This window comes from Bradyrhizobium sp. LVM 105 (assembly GCF_003957705.1).
Taxonomy (GTDB): domain Bacteria; phylum Pseudomonadota; class Alphaproteobacteria; order Rhizobiales; family Xanthobacteraceae; genus Bradyrhizobium; species Bradyrhizobium frederickii.
Map to the genome: position 1 here is coordinate 880,119 of NZ_QZMV01000001.1, position 17,515 is coordinate 897,633.

The 17,515-nt window shown below is 62.9% G+C and carries 17 protein-coding genes and 1 pseudogene; 9 read left to right on the forward strand and 9 right to left on the reverse strand.

Features of this window, described 5'->3' with window-relative positions; genetic code table 11:
- The first annotated feature begins 318 nt into the window (after positions 1-318).
- The gene (locus D6B98_RS04215) at positions 319-657 is read left to right on the forward strand and encodes a hypothetical protein (RefSeq protein WP_126255641.1); all 339 of its coding nucleotides are present in this window, start codon (positions 319-321) and stop codon (positions 655-657) included.
- Between the two features lie 74 nt (positions 658-731).
- Here the strand turns inward: D6B98_RS04215 and D6B98_RS04220 are convergent, their stop codons facing one another.
- Positions 732-1,148 (reverse strand): hypothetical protein, encoded by a 417-nt coding sequence (locus D6B98_RS04220; RefSeq protein ID WP_126255642.1) that lies wholly within the window; start codon positions 1,146-1,148, stop codon positions 732-734.
- A 227-nt stretch (positions 1,149-1,375) separates the two neighbouring features.
- On the opposite strand from D6B98_RS04220, the gene D6B98_RS04225 reads away from it, so the two are divergent.
- Together D6B98_RS04225 and D6B98_RS41375 are read left to right on the forward strand one after the other, a co-directional pair.
- Entirely contained in the window at positions 1,376-1,582 is a 207-nt protein-coding gene (locus D6B98_RS04225) for a hypothetical protein (protein ID WP_235885098.1), read from the forward strand.
- 5 nt (positions 1,583-1,587) lie between these two features.
- A complete protein-coding gene (locus tag D6B98_RS41375; RefSeq protein ID WP_283810147.1) occupies positions 1,588-1,710 on the forward strand; it encodes a hypothetical protein in 123 nt (40 codons plus the stop codon).
- A gap of 335 nt (positions 1,711-2,045) precedes the next feature.
- Here D6B98_RS41375 and D6B98_RS04230 read toward each other — a convergent pair whose 3' ends face one another.
- A complete protein-coding gene (locus D6B98_RS04230) occupies positions 2,046-2,381 on the reverse strand; it encodes a nuclear transport factor 2 family protein (protein WP_235885097.1) in 336 nt (111 codons plus the stop codon).
- Between the two features lie 119 nt (positions 2,382-2,500).
- On the opposite strand from D6B98_RS04230, the gene D6B98_RS04235 reads away from it, so the two are divergent.
- Positions 2,501-6,532, forward strand: coding sequence for a LuxR C-terminal-related transcriptional regulator (locus D6B98_RS04235; RefSeq protein ID WP_126255643.1), 4,032 nt, complete (start codon positions 2,501-2,503; stop codon positions 6,530-6,532).
- A 136-nt stretch (positions 6,533-6,668) separates the two neighbouring features.
- Positions 6,669-6,953 carry a hypothetical protein gene (locus D6B98_RS04240; protein WP_126255644.1) on the forward strand — a complete coding sequence of 95 codons (285 nt, stop codon included), beginning with the start codon at positions 6,669-6,671 and terminating at the stop codon, positions 6,951-6,953.
- 5 nt (positions 6,954-6,958) lie between these two features.
- On the opposite strand, the gene D6B98_RS04245 is transcribed toward D6B98_RS04240, so the two are convergent.
- The 4 genes from D6B98_RS04245 to D6B98_RS39695 form a co-directional block, all read right to left on the reverse strand.
- Positions 6,959-8,170 (reverse strand): mandelate racemase/muconate lactonizing enzyme family protein, encoded by a 1,212-nt coding sequence (locus D6B98_RS04245; protein WP_126255645.1) that lies wholly within the window; start codon positions 8,168-8,170, stop codon positions 6,959-6,961.
- A 145-nt stretch (positions 8,171-8,315) separates the two neighbouring features.
- Positions 8,316-9,602, reverse strand: coding sequence for an NRAMP family divalent metal transporter (locus D6B98_RS04250; protein ID WP_126255646.1), 1,287 nt, complete (start codon positions 9,600-9,602; stop codon positions 8,316-8,318).
- 229 nt (positions 9,603-9,831) lie between these two features.
- Positions 9,832-10,017 carry a hypothetical protein gene (locus D6B98_RS04255; RefSeq protein ID WP_126255647.1) on the reverse strand — a complete coding sequence of 62 codons (186 nt, stop codon included), beginning with the start codon at positions 10,015-10,017 and terminating at the stop codon, positions 9,832-9,834.
- A gap of 187 nt (positions 10,018-10,204) precedes the next feature.
- A complete protein-coding gene (locus tag D6B98_RS39695; RefSeq protein WP_164718369.1) occupies positions 10,205-10,363 on the reverse strand; it encodes a hypothetical protein in 159 nt (52 codons plus the stop codon).
- 350 nt (positions 10,364-10,713) lie between these two features.
- Between D6B98_RS39695 and D6B98_RS04265 the strand changes: the two genes are divergently transcribed.
- Complete coding sequence (locus D6B98_RS04265; protein WP_126255649.1) at positions 10,714-10,962, forward strand: hypothetical protein; 249 nt, start codon at positions 10,714-10,716, stop codon at positions 10,960-10,962.
- A 138-nt stretch (positions 10,963-11,100) separates the two neighbouring features.
- On the opposite strand, the gene D6B98_RS04270 is transcribed toward D6B98_RS04265, so the two are convergent.
- A complete protein-coding gene (locus D6B98_RS04270; protein ID WP_126255650.1) occupies positions 11,101-11,328 on the reverse strand; it encodes a hypothetical protein in 228 nt (75 codons plus the stop codon).
- Positions 11,325-11,525 (reverse strand): hypothetical protein, encoded by a 201-nt coding sequence (locus D6B98_RS04275; RefSeq protein ID WP_126255651.1) that lies wholly within the window; start codon positions 11,523-11,525, stop codon positions 11,325-11,327. The genes D6B98_RS04270 and D6B98_RS04275 overlap by 4 nt, the downstream gene beginning before the upstream one ends.
- A gap of 509 nt (positions 11,526-12,034) precedes the next feature.
- On the opposite strand from D6B98_RS04275, the gene D6B98_RS04280 reads away from it, so the two are divergent.
- From D6B98_RS04280 to D6B98_RS04290, 3 genes are all read left to right on the forward strand, one after another.
- A complete protein-coding gene (locus D6B98_RS04280) occupies positions 12,035-12,814 on the forward strand; it encodes a DUF4261 domain-containing protein (protein ID WP_126255652.1) in 780 nt (259 codons plus the stop codon).
- Between the two features lie 206 nt (positions 12,815-13,020).
- Entirely contained in the window at positions 13,021-13,653 is a 633-nt protein-coding gene (locus D6B98_RS04285) for an imm11 family protein (RefSeq protein ID WP_126255653.1), read from the forward strand.
- 375 nt (positions 13,654-14,028) lie between these two features.
- On the forward strand, positions 14,029-15,666 hold the full coding sequence (locus tag D6B98_RS04290) for an AHH domain-containing protein (RefSeq protein ID WP_126255654.1): 1,638 nt from the start codon (positions 14,029-14,031) through the stop codon (positions 15,664-15,666).
- 151 nt (positions 15,667-15,817) lie between these two features.
- Here the strand turns inward: D6B98_RS04290 and D6B98_RS04295 are convergent.
- A pseudogene (locus D6B98_RS04295) lies at positions 15,818-17,349 on the reverse strand (FAD-dependent monooxygenase).
- Positions 17,350-17,515 lie beyond the last annotated feature (166 nt).

Genomic DNA, 17,515 nt, shown 5'->3' on the forward strand with positions numbered 1-17,515 from the left:
GGTTTGCGCCTCGGCCTGAGGATACTTGTCATCCGCTTGGCGTTCGGCTTGCATTCGGGGCGTCAGGTAAGGCCGCGTCGATTCAATCGTTCGAGCCGCGAACTCACCTCCTCGCGAGATTGGGCAGGAACATTCTCTCAATTGCCAAGTTTTCCCGATGCCCTTCCCCAAGGGTGACCCCGATGGCCCCAGCTCCCAACGCCCCCACTATCCCGCGAGCTGGGGCCTTTTTTCCATCGCGACCGGGCGGCGGACGCGGCCGGAACTTTGCCGACGCATCACCGTTGCCGGTGCCAGGCACGAACGTAGGCGGACGCCATGAAATGGATGCTTGTGGTCCTCGTCGGTGGCGTCGCGCCCGTCAACACGGATCTCGTATTCGACAAGTTCAGCGACTGCCTGTCCGCCGAGGCGCAGATGCGACAGCATTACTCTGACGCGTTCGATGCCTGGGACCGCTTGGCCGCAGCAAGAATCGACCGGCGCAGCGACTATAGGAGAGCCCGCGAACTCGAGGCGAAAAGACTGCTGAGCAACGTCGGGACCTGTGTGCCTCATGGCGGGGGAGATCCTGTTACGCCGGCGGAGCCGACCAAGCCGCCCGCCGCACCTTCGCAGCAACCTGCTGCGCCGCCGCAGCCGGCGCCGCGAACCTAGCGAAACGCCGCGCCTCATCGAAGAAAGGCCGCGCTTATTGGGAGCGCGGCCGCATTCGAGATGACGCGCAGCGCTTACCAGTGGTGATGATGCCAACGGTGCCGCACCACAGGATATGATCCGCCGTAATAGGCGTAGGCAGGGCGCACGACGCGGCGATAGCGATAGCCGTAGGAAACGGGCTGCGTGTAGTAGGTGGCTGTGGTGTATCCCCCGCCCCAACGATACGGTGCATCGTACGCATAATCGTAGGCGTATGGGCCGCCATAATAGCCGGCGCCGTAATAGCCTGGACCGTAGCCGTAATAGCCATAGCCGGGGCCCCATCCATACGCCGAGGAGGCAAGCCCGCCGATCACGGCGCCTGCGACAAGGCCGCCGGCAAGGCCCGGTCCCCAGCCTCGCCAGTGGGCGTCAGCCGGAGACGTCGCAGCGATCGAACTCAAACCAAGAGCGCCGGCCATCAGGGCCAACAGTGCGATCTTCTTCATCGGGACACCTTTCACATCGCTTGCTTCCGCCCCGGAGATAACGGGAAAAATAGGCAATAGTTGCGAGCTGTCCTGGTGAAGCCAATTCCGCGCCTGCATCGAGAGCACACGAGTGAAACCGTGCTGGGCGATGTCGTCCGTTCGACTAAAGAGACCGGGAAGAATTGGAAACATCAGGAATGCCTTGAGTTGGCAGCGATGGATCCGTGTCCTGGAGAGCAAGCATCGTGGACGACGCCGTCTTGAAGAAAGCCGCCGAAACCGCCTGGACGGTGTACCGGGCGCGGAATCCCCATGTCGACGCATGCGACAGTCGGCGAAGCCTGCTGGAACGCCATTTGCTCAGGAGAAGGGAAGAGCGCGAGAGCGATGCCGAAGAACTCGCCAGCTTCGGGATAGCCTACCTGGACCGGCTTCCCAGCGGCGAATGTTGACGAGCATGAAAATGCTCGTCGCGCGCATAGCCCGCGGAAGCACAAGGCCGGTTTGGACGCTGCTGGCGATTTCGTTTCTCATCTCGGCGGTCATCGTGATCGCCTTGCGCATCGTGTTCGGGAGTTAGTTACGGAGACACCAAGGATGGCGGCCCGGATCGCGCCGAAGGCCCCTAGGGCAGGCAGGGCATCGCATATGAATGACACGGGGGACACGGGGACCGTCTGCAGGCTTGCTCGGCCTCTCCCGCTCGCGGCCGACGCGCTCGCAGAGCGTGGCGAGACCTAGCGCGCGCCTCGCCCTTCGAGGCGACCGCTTCGCGGTCTCCTGAGGATGCTAGGCAGCATTGGTGCTTGTTGAAACCTAGTGCCGCGCATCCGGTCCTCGTCCTGAGGGCCCGCCAACGGCGGGCGTCTCGAAGGATGGCTCCAGGCGAGAGCGCTTCCCTATGCGATTGCCCTGCTAGGGCAGGGGACTGCAGTCCAGGACCTTGATCCTGCCGGAGGTGTCAAACGCCAAGACCGCGCTCATGACACCCGTACTGGTGAGGTAAGAGATCACGGTTCCATGGTCCGACGGATTGAGATCGTCCAACGTGCCTGCGGGACATCTTCGGAGGCGCTCGATCCAATAGGCTCGAATTGCCTCGCGCCCGGTGATTGTTTGGGCGCCATAGCAGCCGCAGTGCACCACGGCATCGTCAGCATGAAGGTCCAAGATCGCTTCGATATCGCCGGCGCGATAGGCATCAAGCCAGTCGACTGCAACGCCCATCGGGTCAAAGGAGGTATTTGCCACTTTACTGCCGTCCAAACTGATTTAAGCTGGGGGAACCAAGTCGGTTAATTAATTTTATTATCCCACCCGGCCACGGCCATATGCCGTAGGACATAGAGAACCGGGCCGAGGCAAAGTCGATGTTGGACGCGTCCGCCAAGCAGGGGATCCTGAAACCCATCCGGCTTGTGCTCGTCGATCGGCAACCGATCGTCCTGCAGGGACTGAAGTCGATTCTCGGGACACAGCAGGATTTCGATGTTGTCGCGTCGACCAGCGACGGGACAAGCTGCCTCGAGGCCATCAGGAATTTGTCGCCCGACGTCGCGGTGATTGCCGACAACCTTCCGGATTTGACGGCATCCGACATCCTCGTGGTCGCGCAAGCCGAGAAATTCCCCACGCGCCTGGTGTTCTTTACCGAGTCCGACACCGACCCCGATCTCACCGCTGCGGTTGCAGCCGGCGCCTGCAGCGCAATTTCGAAATATGCCGCTCCCGGCCCCATGCTGAGATCGCTGCGGCAGATGGCGAAGAGCGGTGTGTCGCTGGAGCAGTCCGATCTCGCGCCAGCCGGCAAGGAGGCTGATGGCGGCGGCAAGATAGATAAGATGCTGGACCTGTTGACGCCGCGGGAACGTCAGATTGTCCGGCTGGTCTCGGAGGGAATGTCCAACAAGGAGATCGCGCGCCAACTCGACCTGTCGCAAGGCACAGTCAAGGTCCACCTGCACAATATCTTTCAGAAGCTCGAGATCACCAACAGAACGGTGCTTGCGACCATCTCGCTGTTGCAACGTACGTCTGGCTTCAGCGCGCTCGCTCTGGCCTTCCTGGCGTTCGCCATTGCCGACGAACTCAAGGCTGCCGACGCAAGTGACATGTTTGCGCATGACGATGGCCCCGATCAGACGGACGAGCACGCCGGATTTGAGATCTGGAAGAAAGCCATTCTCCAGCATCTCATCGTCTCGAAATCCGGCGGGACGCCCGCGTTCGCGGAGAGAGACTTTTTTGCCAAAGCAAGCCAAGCCACGAACCCGGCGGCGGCCATGGAAGCGCTGCGCGCGGCGGAGCAACTCCTGGGTTTGAGGCCGTGGAAAGACGGCGCTGCTGTTGGATCCGGCACGGCAAGTCTGCCTGCGCCTTTGCTGCCAGGACCCAACGGCAGTCCGACGGGAGGTGGTCCTGCCGCGGAAGATCACCTTCCGCGGTTGGCCTTCCCTCCGACGTCGATCCCCGGCGGCTATGGCACCTTCGCCGCTGTCGCCGGCGCGTTGATCTACGCCCTCAACGATCCCGGTCTCGCCGCGCAGGCGCGTGAGTTGGATCAAGCATCGATCGACAGCTTCCTGACCGGTACCGGAGACGATGCGACCACAAAGCTCGCCGCGATCACGCATGTTGACGCTGGTCGCGCCGAGAACTCAGCCCCGCATTTCCTGTCACGCGATTTTGGCGGGCCTTCTGGCCTTGTCACCGGAAGCGATAACATCGCTCACCAAGGCGTTCAGGGGCAAACGGCCCAGGGCACCGCGGTCGACAATGGCCAAAAAGTCGATGGCGTCTTGGATTCTGGTCACCTTTCCGGCCCGGGCGGAGATGGCCGCGATCAACTGATGGGTGGCAGCGTTGAAAACGCTGTGCATCACAGCCCGCCCGATTCCAAGTCCAGCTCTTCCGATTCCCTCCTCGATGTCGCATCCGGGCCGGGCAGGCTCAATCTTGCAGCTTTCGGGGCGCTTGCTTGGCTGCATCTGACGGCGGCGACCAAATCCATCCCGCCACATACCCTCGCCTGGATCTACGATCCCGCAAGCAATCAAACGATCGTCTATGTCAATCCGACCGACCACATCCTCGAGATCGGGGATCGCGGCCTGCTGGAAATCCATTTGCAGGGGATCGTTACCGTTGCGGAGGCGGAGGGCGTCGCCCCACAAGATGGTGTAGCCGTCACGTTCACCTTGGAGCAGCTCGAACAAGCGTTGATATCGGCGACCGCAACCGATGAGGCTGTTTCGAGCGCGGACAATATCCATGGGAGCGAGAGTGCACTTGCGGCGGCCGGAGTCTGGAGCGCCTTGGCCGATGACGGCCTGAGCTTCCAATTCACGAAAGTTCGGACTGGCGCCGGGACGTCGGTAAAGTCCAGCGCCTTCACGCGCGACTCGGCGGACACGACGGAGGAGAGTGCTGGTGCGTCCGGTTTGCCGGCCTCCGGATCATGGCCCGCGACAGGTCATGGTGCGCCGCCTGCGGCAGTCGAAGATCTCACCACGAAGAGTGGGTCGTTCAATCCGAACAGCGGTGCTCAGTCGACCACGCAGAACGAGATCGTCCCGTTGGGCCTCGAGACGGCCGACAGCACCGGCCGGGGCAACTCTGAGCACGCTTCGGACCAGGGATCGGCGAATGCCGCGGAGATGGCCGAAGCGAAGTCCAAATCCGACGACGGCGCCGGGAATGACAATGGGCATCATTTCCAGGCTGCGGACGGTTCGTCAGCGGCAGCGAAGGCGCCGGAGTCAGGCGGCGCCGAACACAGCAATTCCGGCCACTCGGCTTCTGCCAAAGAAGTGGACGCAGGCGAGAGCGTCGCAACCAACGACAGCACGGACCACGGCAAACCGCAGCATGCTGCGGAGCCGGAGCCTGCAAAGACGCCAGCCACGGAGATGGCCGAAGCGAAGTCCAAATCCGACGACGGCGCCGGGAACGACAATGAGCATCATTTCCAGGCTGCGGACGGTTCGTCAGCGGCAGCGAAGGCGCCGGAGTCCGGCGGCGCCGAGCACGGCAATTCCGGCCACTCGGCTTCGGCCAAAGAAACGGACGCAGGCGAGAGCGTCGAAACCAACGACAGCACGGATCACGGCAAACCGCAGCATGCTGCGGAGCCGGAGCCTGCAAAGACACCAGCCACGGAGATGGCCGAAGCGAAGTCCAAACCGGACAGCGGCGCCGGCAAGGATAGTGAGTATCATTCCCAGGCTTTGGACGGTCCGCAAGGAGCAGCGAAGACGGCAGAGCCCGGCGGCACGGATCACAGCAATCCGGGCCACTCGGCTGCTGGCAAAGGAGCGGAAGCGGGCGAGAGCGTCGCAACTGACGACACGGAGCAAGGCCGCCCACAGCACGCTGCGGAGCCGGTGCCGGCAAAGCCCGCGGCCATGGAGATGGCGGGAGCCAAGGTCAAACTGGACAGCGCCGCCGCCGATGACAATGAGCATCATCGCCAGGCTTCGAGCGACGCCCCAGGAGCAGCAGAGTCCGGCAGCGCCGAGCACGGTAATTCGCGCCACTCGGCTTCTGCCAAAGAAGCGGACGCAGGCGAGAGCGTCGCAACCAACGACAGCACGGACCACGGCAAACCGCAGCATGCTGCGGAGCCGGAGCCTGCAAAGACGCCAGCCACGGAGATGGCCGAAGCGAAGTCCAAATCCGACGACGGCGACGGGAATGACAATGAGCATCATTCCCAGGCTTTGGACGGTCCGCGAGGAGCAGCGAAGACGGCAGAGCCCGGCGGCGCGGATCACAGCAATCCGGGCCACTCGGCTGCTGGCAAAGGCGCGGAAGCGGGCGAGAGCGTCGCAACTGACGACACGGAGCAAGGCCGCCCACAGCACGCTGCGGAGCCGGTGCCGGCAAAGCCCGCGGCCATGGAGATGGCGGGAGCCAAGTTCAAACTGGACAGCGGCGCCGCCGATGACAATCAGCATCATCCCCAGGCTTCGGGCGACGCCCCAGGAGCAGCAGAGTCCGGCAGCGCCGAGCACGGCAATTCGGGCCACTCGGCTTCTGCCAAAGAAGTGGAGGCAGGCGAGAGCGTCGCAACCAACGACAGCACGGACCACGGCAAACCGCAGCAGGGCGCGCATTCCGGTGCAAACGCATCACTAGCCGCGCAGCCGGCAAAGGCTGCGTCCGAACTTTGGGGCGCCGATCAAGAGCCAGTATTCCGCTTCGATGGCGAGGCACCTGCTGCAACGCTCGTCGAATTCGCCGAGCCTCAAGAGCTTCATAATCCGCACGCCGCGCTCGGTCAGGGAGGGCTCAGGACGATCGTCGAGACGGTCCCTCACGTTCCGGACGAACACGCGCCGCAGCAGGGCCATCATGGTCCGCATCCCGGCATTCTACATGGGCCTCATGATCTGCTGATTTGAAGCATCCTCATTGCTCGAAAACAGGCAGCAGCGCGCCGGCGCGGCCCGATGTCGAGCGGAACCAGGTTGACGGCGCCGGGGAACCGGGAGGGGCGCTTTCGAGTTAACCTGCGACAGGACAACAGCGGATTCTGTGATGAAAAGACGTCGCTTTGGCAGTTCGATCTCTACCGCCCTTCGCCATCCCGGCGTGATCGCATTGGTCGTCGCCGGCGTGACGATTGCGGCCATGCTGATCGTCGATCACGGTCCCTGGAATCGCGCCAAGACCCAGCCGGCCCAGGTCGCGATGTATGCGACCACGGGCGAAGCAGCACGGGCCGCTGGGGCCAAGGTGCTTCCGACCACCCCGAAATCGCCGATCGAGCCGGCGCGACCGGGGCCCAAGACGTCCCCGGTCGTCAATCCCGTGACGCCGTAATCTCGTCAGCCCTTGCGGCCGTAATTCAAGAGTCCGCCGCTCGTCTTCGGCGGATGGGCGCGCAAGGCTTCCTCATTGGGTTCGGTGCCCCAACCGGGCCGGTCCGGCACGACCAGATAGCCGTTCTCGATCTCCGGCTCATGGGTGAAGAGCTCGCGGTCCCAGGCGAGGCGATCGATGTCGATCTCCATGATGCGCAGGTTTGGAACGGCGGCGCAGAAATGCGCGTTCGTCATCGAGCAGAGATGGCCGTAGAAATTGTGCGGGGCGACGTTGACCTCGAAAGCCTCCGCGGCGGCCGCGATCTTCATCGATTGCCAGACGCCGTTCCAGGGCGTGTCGATGATCGCGACGTCCATGGCCTGGGCCTGGAAATAGGGCAGGAATTCGCGCACGGAGAGCAGCGTCTCGCAGGAGGAGATCGGATGCGGGCTCTGCCTGCGGATATAGCCGAGCGCTTCCGGATTGAAGCTGTCGATCTCGACCCAGAACATGTCGATGTCGGCAATCGTGCGCAGGATCTTTAGGTAACCCTCGGTCTTGGCGTTGAAGTTGCAGTCGAGCAGGATGTCGACGTCGGGGCCGGCGCCGTCGCGGATCGCTTCCAGATGCATGTGCAGGTCGCGCAGGATCTTGCGGTCGACGTTGATCTCGGGCGCGAAGGGCGAGCCGAAGCCGGGGCGCCAGCCGGTCGGCTTGCCGTCGTCATAGGAAAAGATGTTGGTCTTGAGCGCGGTGAACTTCTTCTCGCGCACCTCGCGTCCCATCGCCTTGACGCCGTCGAGGTTTTCGATCGCCGGCTTGTACCAGGACGGGTGATTGATCCGCCAGGTGGCGCAATGCGACCAGTAGACCCTGATGCGGTCGCGAAGCTTGCCGCCGAGCAGCTCGTAACAGGGCACGCCCAGGCACTTCGCCTTGGCATCGAGCAGCGCATTCTCGATCGCACCGAGCGCTTGCGCCACCACGCCGCCGGCCGCGGGACGCGTGGCGGCGAACAATTCGGCGTAAATGCGCTCGTGTTGGAATACGTTCTGCCCGATGACGCGGGCAGAAAGGCGCTGGATGGCAGCCCCGACGCCGGGCGAGCCAAAACCCTCGTCGAACTCGCTCCAACCGACGATGCCGTCTTCGGTCGTCAGCTTGACGAAATGATAGTTTCTCCAGCCGGCATCGCAGGCGAGGATTTCGAGGCTTGTTGCTTTTGATTTGGTCATGACGCTCCCTGTCGCCCGGCCGGGCCTTTTTTTGCGGCCCGATCCCAGGCCGGGCCCTGACGGCATTGTTAGGGCAACAGATGACCGGCGTGAAGGGCGCAGTGATGCAGGCCCGAGCGCCTGCAAGCGGCACTCTCGGCTCTCGTCAGCCAATCACCGACGAGCCGAGCAAGGCGAGGACGGCCAGCGCCATCAGCGCGGTGCCGAGCCAGCCCAGCGCGATCAGCCACGGCCTTGCCCTGAAGCGGCCCATGATCGCTCGGTTCGAGACGATCAGCATCATCATCGCCATGATGGGGACGGCAACGATGCCGTTCAGCACCGCGCTCCACACCAGCATGTGGATGGAGTCGATCCCCGTGAAGCCGAGGCCGAAGCCGATCAGGGTCGCCGCGGCGATGATGGTGTAGAAGCCGGCCGCTTCGTCCGGCTTGGCCTCCAGCGTGGCGCGCCAGCCGAAAATCTCCGCAACGCCGTAAGCAGCCGAGCCCGCCAACACCGGGATCGCGAGCAGACCCGTGCCGATGATGCCGAGCGCGAACAATGCGAAGGTGAAGTCCCCGGCGAGCGGTCGCAGCGCTTCGGCCGCTTGCGTCGCCGAATCGATGTTGGTGATGCCGTTGGCGTGCAGCACTGACGCGGTGGTGAGAATGATGAAGAAGGCGATGCCGTTGGACAGCAGCATGCCGGAGATGGTGTCGGACTTGATGCGGTCGAGCTCCGGACGGCCGCCACGCTTGAGCTCGCGCAGCGGCTTGTCGCGCGTGCCCTGGTTCATCTCCTCGACCTCCTGCGAGGCCTGCCAGAAGAACAGATAGGGGCTGATCGTGGTGCCGAGCACGGCGACGACCATGAGGAAATAATCGGCGCTGACATTGGCCTTGGGCCACACCGCGGCGAGCAGCGCCGTGCTCCAGGGGATATTCACGGTGAAGGCGGTCGCGACATAGGCGAACAGCGCCAGGGTGAGAAATTTCAGCACCGGCGAATAGCGGCGATAGGGCAGGAAGACCTGCAGCAGGGTCGAGCCCGCCGCGAAGATCAGCGCATGCTCGTGGTTGAGCCCGCCGATCACGAGTGACAGCGCCTCGGCCATCGCGGCGATGTCGGCGGCGATGTTGAAGGTGTTGGCGGCAACGAGCATGGCGACGAGGCCCAGCACCGCCCAGCGCGGCGCGATCTGCATGACGTTGGCGGCGAGGCCCTTGCCGGTGACGCGGCCGATCTGCGCGCTGACGAGCTGGATGGCGATCATGAACGGCGTGGTGAGAAACGCCGTCCACAACAGCCCGTAGCCGAATTGCGCGCCGGCCTGCGAATAGGTGGCGATGCCCGAGGGATCGTCGTCGGCAGCCCCCGTGATCAGGCCCGGCCCCAGCCGTTGCAGAAGCGTCGGCGAGGATTTCGTCGGGGTGAGGGCGCTGTCGCTCATGGAAGGTGGACCTCGATCGGTGTTTCCATAGCAAATGCCAAGGAGGGAATATCGGTTCCACGCCGCGCGGGAAGATCCGCCATTTCTGAAAATGCTAATTCAACTTGACCGCCGGGCAAAACACGTGTAGATTGCCATCATCGCAAGACTTCTCGAACGTACGGTCGCGTGGGTGTGGGCCCCGCGAGCGCTGTCTTGAACGGTCGCGATGAGAGGTCTTGCGCCGCCTCTACTTGATGCTGACAAACATGCCCCAGGCGGCCGCCAGCGCTGCGCCGGCAAAGACGATCAGCGGGTTGTCGCAGAACGTGCCGCCATAGGAGCACATGGTGACCCCGAACGAGCCGATCTCGTGATGGCTCGCCGAGTAGAACAGTCCCGACAGCACCAGCAATGCAGCGGCGACGTAGTACATGGCGATCTCTCCGAAGCTCTTCCGATGGCGCCCGCGCAAGCAGAGCAGCGACACGCTTCAGCATGGCGCGAAGAGCTTTCATTCCGCCAAATCCGATGTGCCGGATTTGGCTAAATTTGGCGCTATTTTCCGGTTTTTCCCGGCGCGGCAAGGTGGATCTGGCTAACAATTACCGAGAAGCGCCGCGTCATTTCACCGGCGGAGCTTCGGCTTGCGTCGTGGCGGGCTCCCAGGGTGCGGGCAGGATGACCCGGATCGGACGCGCCTCGGCGGCGCCTTGAGCAGCAGGCCGCACCTGATCCCTAGTGGGCTCGGCCAGCGCCACGGACATGAGGGCGACCAGCATCGCCAGCGACGTCGCAATCCGCGCGGGCTTTTGACTTATGACCAGCTCAACGGAAGAAAATGCCTCACCCGGCCAGGGACACGTCGATCCGCTTGCCCATGTCCATTTGTGGACACAAGCAGGCAGGCCCTGAGCATCGAAATCCGACGAAACACGCCTGAAACAATGCTGAAACCCGATTGTCCTGAACTCCGTGCGCCCGGCCCTCGACCAACGAAGCGAAAAGGAGATCATCATGATCCAGATCGGTTCGAAGGAAGAAGTCGCGTTCTTGCTGGCGCTGTTCGGCACCCACACCCAGCCGGTGCGGCGGCCGAAGCCGAAATCGCAGCAGAGGTGAGAGTAAACCCATGCCAGGTTTGGCCGAATGCCAGAGCCTGCTCCGGCTCCTGATCGCCAGGGGCGATCCCAAGGCCATCCCGCTCGCCAAGGGCGCCATCGATCAGTATCTGAACACGGCGCCGATCAGCGCCCGCGGGCGCGGCCTGCGTGTGCTCCAGCGCGACGCACTCGACCAGCATGATGTGGCGGTCGGCGTGCAGCGCTCGTTCGCCGAGACGGTGGACGCCTATATCGAGCGCAAGCTCGCGGAAGAGTAGGGGACTGCGCAAGCGGGCGCGGTCCTGGTTCGGTCAGATCGGTCCTCGTACAGGAACACGCAACGCTGCCGCATCCCGTGATGCAGTGACCATCTACGTCGCGGCGTCAACTCCCGCGTCGCGACCGCAGTCACACCATCATTGACGCGTCAGCGTCGATCGCGATTGCCGCGGCGGTGACGGCCAGGATTGCGCGGCGTCGAGCACGGCGATCTTGCGGCCCAGCTGCCACACCTCGACCTTGCCGTGCCGCGTGAACTGCCGCGCGAAGGCGAGGGCGGAATCGTCGGACGCGGCTTCGAAGGCTTCCGCCGAGCGGAAGACGCCGTTCTCGCCGACGAGATAAGCGCGATATTGATGGGTCATGTCGGCGCCCTCAGGCCGGGCGATCGCAGCCAGGCGTCGATCTGCATGGCCGTCTCGTCCTGGCGGGCCCGGCGCAGCAATATCTCGCGGTGGCGCCCCGGCGCGAGCCGGCGCGCTTCTTCGCGGCACCGCGCGGCTTCGTCCGCGAGGCGTTCGGTCAGTGTCCTGGTCTGTTTGATACGACGTCGCTTCAGCATGGCGCTGCCTCCTGGTTGGAGTGGCGGGAGCGCGATTGGCGTTCTCATCACCGATGAATGCCGAGTGTTTTGCGGTGATGGATGGAGGCTACTTTAAGCGCGGTGGCCAGTCAGTATCTTTTGATACGTCCGCAGATTAAATTTCGACGCAAAGCTGAGCCTGTTGAGCGACTTACTCAATTTGAGTGCGCGGCGATACGTGCGCTCATCTCCGCCGGCGCGTGCGCGAATGCCGCGAGCCGCTAGTGCATCCGCCGCCAAACTTTTTCGCGACGCAAACAAAGACAAGAAGGACGAGTCGGAGGCGATACGCTGAACGATGCGCGGCAACGCCCGCGCTGGTCAGCGCGCACCACGGGCCGTTTCCTGCGTGGCCGAGATCCCATTTGCGCTACGATCAAAAAGTCGATTGACAACGTTCTCTGTTTGTTCTAGCAAGACAACATTTCAACCTCTGAGCGAAACGCCGATGGATCGGCGTTGGCCTGAATTTTTCTGCGGGGCAGTCGATGAGTAGCTCGCTTCTCGCTTTTGTCTTGTTGGACAACCCGGCGACGCCGGACATGTCGGCGGTCGCCAAGATCCTTCACGCCCGGCATCCGGAATTGGCGACGGAGGCGATCGGCGACGGACGTGCGCAACAGACACAAGCAAATTCGCCGCTCATTCGCTGTGGTCACGAGCTTGTTGCCGTGATGTCGATGCCCGCACCCGTTCCGCACGACCAGGGACTATGGGTGCGCGCCGCCACCACCTGGCCGGAGAGCAAGGCGGTAGCCGCCCGGCATCGCGGTCATCTGATCGTGTCGATGCTCGGAAAGAGCGAGCAGCCGCTGGTCGCCGCGCGCGGCACGACCGCACTCATCGGCGCGTTGATTGCCACGATGCCGGAATGTTGCGGCGTGGTGTGGGCCGGCCGGGTCGTGCGGCCCGCCGATCTCTGGCTCGAAACGTCCCGGGATGCATTCGCACCGTATCCCGACTACCCCTTCAGGCTGTGGGTCGACATTCTTCCGTTCCGGTCAGGTGCCAAGATCGGCGCGGTGACAATGGGACTGTCGGCATTCGTCGATCGTGAGATCGAGTTCGTGACCGGTAAGCTCACGCTTTCGGCGTTGTTCGACAAGGTGGCGGGACTGTCCGCGTATCTGATCGAGCATGGCAGCGTGGTGAAGGACGGCGACACCATCGGGGCAAGTGCGAGCGAGCGGATCCAGGTTCGCCACAAGAATTCCGACGCGTTTAGCGGGATGCCGGTGTTTTACTGTGTTAATGAGTTCAAGCACTGATGTCGATGAGCGATTTCCGATCGTTGCTTGCCGTCAGCTTCACTGCTCGAGATCGATCGTTTGACACGTCGGGCAAAACACCGACAGAATGGCATCATCGAAAAAAGCCGATCAAGCTCGCGGGAAGCCGCGGGCTTTATTGTTGTGCGACCGATCGCGCTCTTCACCGCGTGTGTCACGGGTACAATGTTCAGTGAGATGCAGTCGTGACTGACGAAAAAGAGAATTCTGTGCCGAAGCGACCGAGAGCACGGAAGCGCCGCTTCCACAAGATAAGTTACGATCTCAGCGGCCGGCCCGGCTTTTGGATCGCGGACGAAAGCGTCCTTCCTCCCTACCAAGTATCTCGATTGCCGGCTTCTACGCCGCCTGTGCCTTACATGTTCGATAAATCGGACGGCCGTCCGCCCGGCGACCTGGAGCTCTGCTGGGGGTGGTGGCTCATTTCGGATCGAACCAAGGCTGTCTTCGAGAGGATGGATCCGGAAGCCTTCGTTTTTGTGCGATGCGACGTGCGACTACCGAAAGGTAGCTATCATGGGCCGGACTATTGGATCTGCGATGTTGTTCGCGTCCTCGATGCGGTGGACGAAGCGCAATCGCATTTGCAGATCGGAATTCGGGACGATATCCGCTACATGGACCATGGCATGAAATATTACGAATTCCCTCTCGGATACAAGCTGGTCTTCAGAGAAGACGTGATCGGCACGGCGCACATCTTCCGCATGGCCTACGAAGAAGCGACAGTCATATGCGACCAGGAGTTCAAGGACGCTTGCAAGTCGGCGGGGTTGAAGAAGATCCACTTTGCCGACACTTCGAAAGGCGAAATTTGACTCTCTCCTTCCCGAGGAATGAAGTCTTTTCTCTCGTTGAGAGTGTGCTTTCCTGAAACACACGCGAGGGGCCGTTTCGGTTCGGCGATGAACCGTGCAGGCAGGCATATTCTGCTGGCAACAAGACTGGCGCTCGCGAGCGGATGGCGACGCGGGCGCCATATTTCCTCTTGATCTAAGAGAATCCAACAACCTCGCGCCTTGAGGCCGTTGCCTGCGTGCGGTCGGATCGACTGCGCCGCGTGCCATAGCACTTCAGAAAATACTGCAGCCTTGTCGATGAACGCGCGGGCCTCCCGTCGCGACCGCGCTTGCGCGCTCATCCATCCAATTTGCCACCCCCCATACTCAATGAAGTCCCTTTTGTGAGGGTGCATGTCAATCTTTTCCGACCATCATATTATTCCAGAGAGCTGTAAAGATCACAGCGCGTTTCGCGGCATTGAAAAGCAGACGTTCGATATCGACTCACCGGCAAACCGAATCTATCTGCCAGCAAATCGAGAGCTCGCTGCCAAGTTGAATGTTTCGCCCCATCCCGGCGGGCATGTCGGACCTTACAAAAGCTTCGTTTGTAAAAAACTTGATCAGATTGCAAAGGTCGAAAGTCCAGAGGAGCGACTAGCGGAGATTAAGACACTGATCGATGCTATGCGCGTCGGCTTCCTCAATGGCCATCTCTACCCCAATGTGCCTATCGATAAAACACGAGAAGACGTCGTTGAGTGGATCGAGAAAATTGTGACGCACCCCAAGGCTTACCGCGATCAATACCCCGATCTATTGCGAACCATCGGAGATATCGAGCGAAGGGGAGCGGGCGCCGGTCAGGATCATCTGATCAAATGGTTGCTCTACCTGGATCATCCGGAGCGGCAGAAACTCATAGACGAGGCAATTGCTCGCAATCGCGATGTCAACGTGACGGCTGGTAATCGCGACCTGCGCGGAACGAATTGGTCCAAGTTCGAAGTGTTCGACCCTTCCTCGGACATTCGTTACACTCCGGGTATCGCGCCAGTGAACCCGAGCGACTTTCCGCCGCTGCCCGGCTACAATTCACCTTCGCTGGCCGGTTTGAACGAACAGGAAGGGTTCGCGCGAAGTGATCCCCGCTTCAAACGCGCGCTGCCTCCGTTCCCCCAGCTAGATCCCAATGAACAGCAGATCGGTCGATTGCCGCCGACAACGGCCGCTCCATCAGACCCGCTGGTGCTGCAATCCGATCCGCACTCCGGCGTTACGAATCCATACTACGAGAATCCGTTGGCTGGAGGCGCATCTCCGGAGCGTGATATTCTTCCTTGGTTGGCCGGTGGCGCCGCCGTGCTAGCGGCTCCCTCCTTGCTCCCCTGGCTGCTCGGCATTGGAGGCATTTTGGCGGTTACGCGCGCTGCCAACGCAGAGGATAGCAGTCCGGGCACGACGGAGGGCGCTACTGCGCCTGGGCGAGGAGTGTTCTCGGCAGAAGCGCCTGCGCACGACACTATCGGCAACGGTTTTCGCGTCGACGACGGGGCCAGCAGCCGCGGCTCTTCGGCATCATCGACCTTCGGGCGGCAGCCGGGTGCAACGTCCTCGATCGATCCGAAGACTATTGCAAGCGCCTTTGCGGATCGCTTTGGCAACTGGGCCAGCACGCCAGACGGCTCCGTGCCTGCCGAGAACGTGGATAACGTGCCGGACACTCCTCCACACGGAACGGTGGCGCCCGAAAACGTTCGGCGCCTCACGCGGACCAACGAGTCGAATGCGGGCAGCGTGTTCACGTCCGGCAGTGCGCCGGTCCCGTATCTGCCTTCCACGGAATTCAACGAGCGGTTCGGCAATTGGACAGTGCCGATCGCTGGAAGCGGGCGACCGCAGCCCAGCAAGCCGATCGGTTTCTTCGCCGACGAGCCGAGCTATTTCGTTCCACCTCCGATCTTCGGCGTGGAGAATCCAGGAAATTCTCATACCGACGCCGGGGAGTGGTTCTCGCGCTGGATACGTCCGTTGCTTCCACCGCAGTGAGGAGCGTACGGCGTGGTCGACGCCGAGCCGGTTCGATCGTTTGACACGTCGGGCAAAATTACCGGCAAAATGGCGTCATCGGAAGAGTTCGGATCAAGGCCCGCGGGATACCGCGGGCTTTCATATACGAAGAGCTGTGACGTTTCGTGTTCTACGCAGCAGCCGGCCCGAACCACCGCGCCAACGTCTCCTCGAGCCCGAGCTGGCTTTCGTGCTGCACCCAAGCCACGTGCCCGTCGGGCCGCACCAGCACCGCGCTAGGCGCTGCAACCCGCCCGATGACCGGAAGCTCCCAGACACCATCGTAGTCGGCGTCGACGACATCGATGCGGTCCGCCCACGGCGCCGAGACGATGCCGCCGCGCTTGCCGAAGTTGAGCAGCACGCCGCGCGCGCGGTGCAGCAGCGTGAACAGGTTCAGCATCCGTCCTTCGACCGCCAGATCGAGATCGGGCATGCGCCGGCCGAGCAGCTTGTGGCCTTCGCCGAGATCGTAGGCGATGTCGAGCCCGCTCATCATCGCGCCGAAGCGCCGGCGCGGCTCGTCCATGGCGAGCAGCTCGGCGATCGCCTCGCGCGCCGCCTTGCGGCCGTCGTCGCCGCGCCGGAGCAGGGCGATCTGCGCCCTGGTGTTCTTCAGCACGCGGGCGGCCACCGGCTGGCGCTCTGCGTGGTAGCTGTCGAGCAGGCTGTCCGGCGCGAGGCCCTTGACCACCTGCGCCAGCTTCCAGCCGAGATTGACGGCGTCCTGCACACCGAGGTTGAGGCCCTGTCCGCCGACGGAATGATGGATATGGGCGGCATCACCGGCGAGCAGCAAGCGGCCCTTGCGATAGGATGCAGCCTGCCGTGCCGCATCGGTGAAGCGGGAGATCCACGCCGGGTTCTGCATGCCGAAGTCGGTGCCGTAGACGGCAACAGCGCATCGCTGAGATCGCGCAAGGTCGGCTGGCCGGTCGCCGCGAGCGTTGCTTCCGTCACGACGACCAGCACGCGGCCGCTCTCAGTTTTGCTGAGGCCGTGAAAGCCGAGCGCATCGTGGCGCAGGCCGAACTCCGGCGCCTCGCGCATCTCGACCTCGGCCATGAGGTTGCTGAGCGTCGGTGAGGTGCCGGGGAAGTCGATGCCGGCGATCTTGCGCACCAGGCTGCGGCCGCCGTCGCAGCCGACCAGATATCTTGCGCGCAGGCGCGCGCCGCCGGACAGCGTGACGTCGACGCCAGTCTCGTCCTGTGCGAAGCCCGTGACCTCGCGTTCCCGGTAGATCGGGACCGCGAGTTGTTCGACCCAATCGGCCAGGATGCGCTCGATGCGGGTCTGCCGCAGCTTGAGGCCGTAAGCATGTCGCGTGGGCAGATCGCTGATGTCGAGCGGGGTCCAGGCAAAGCCGGCGAGCTGGAGGATCTCCCCTTCGCGCAGGAAGCGCTCGGCGACGCCGCGCTGATCGAGTACCTCGATGGTGCGGGCGTGCAGGCCGCCGGCGCGGGTCTCGACGATCGACTGATCGGGGCGCCGCTCGACCACGGCAACGTCGACATCGGCGAGCGCGAGCTCGGCGGCCAGCATCAGCCCAGTCGGGCCGCCGCCGGCGATCACGACGGCATGGTCTCTCGGCGTTTCCATCGCAGCATCGGCGCCCTGGGCGCTGCGGCGTGAACGGGACGTCGGAAGCAGGGCAGGCATGTTGACCCCCTCGATGGGTTTGGTTGGGTCGGGGGTTCTACGGCAGGAGCGGGGACTTGAAGCAAGCCTGTTGCGCACCACATATTGAGCTGGGAGGAGAGGCTTTCTCTTCCGCGCTCGCCGCGTTGACACGTCGGGCAAAACACCGCCATAGTGGCATCATCGA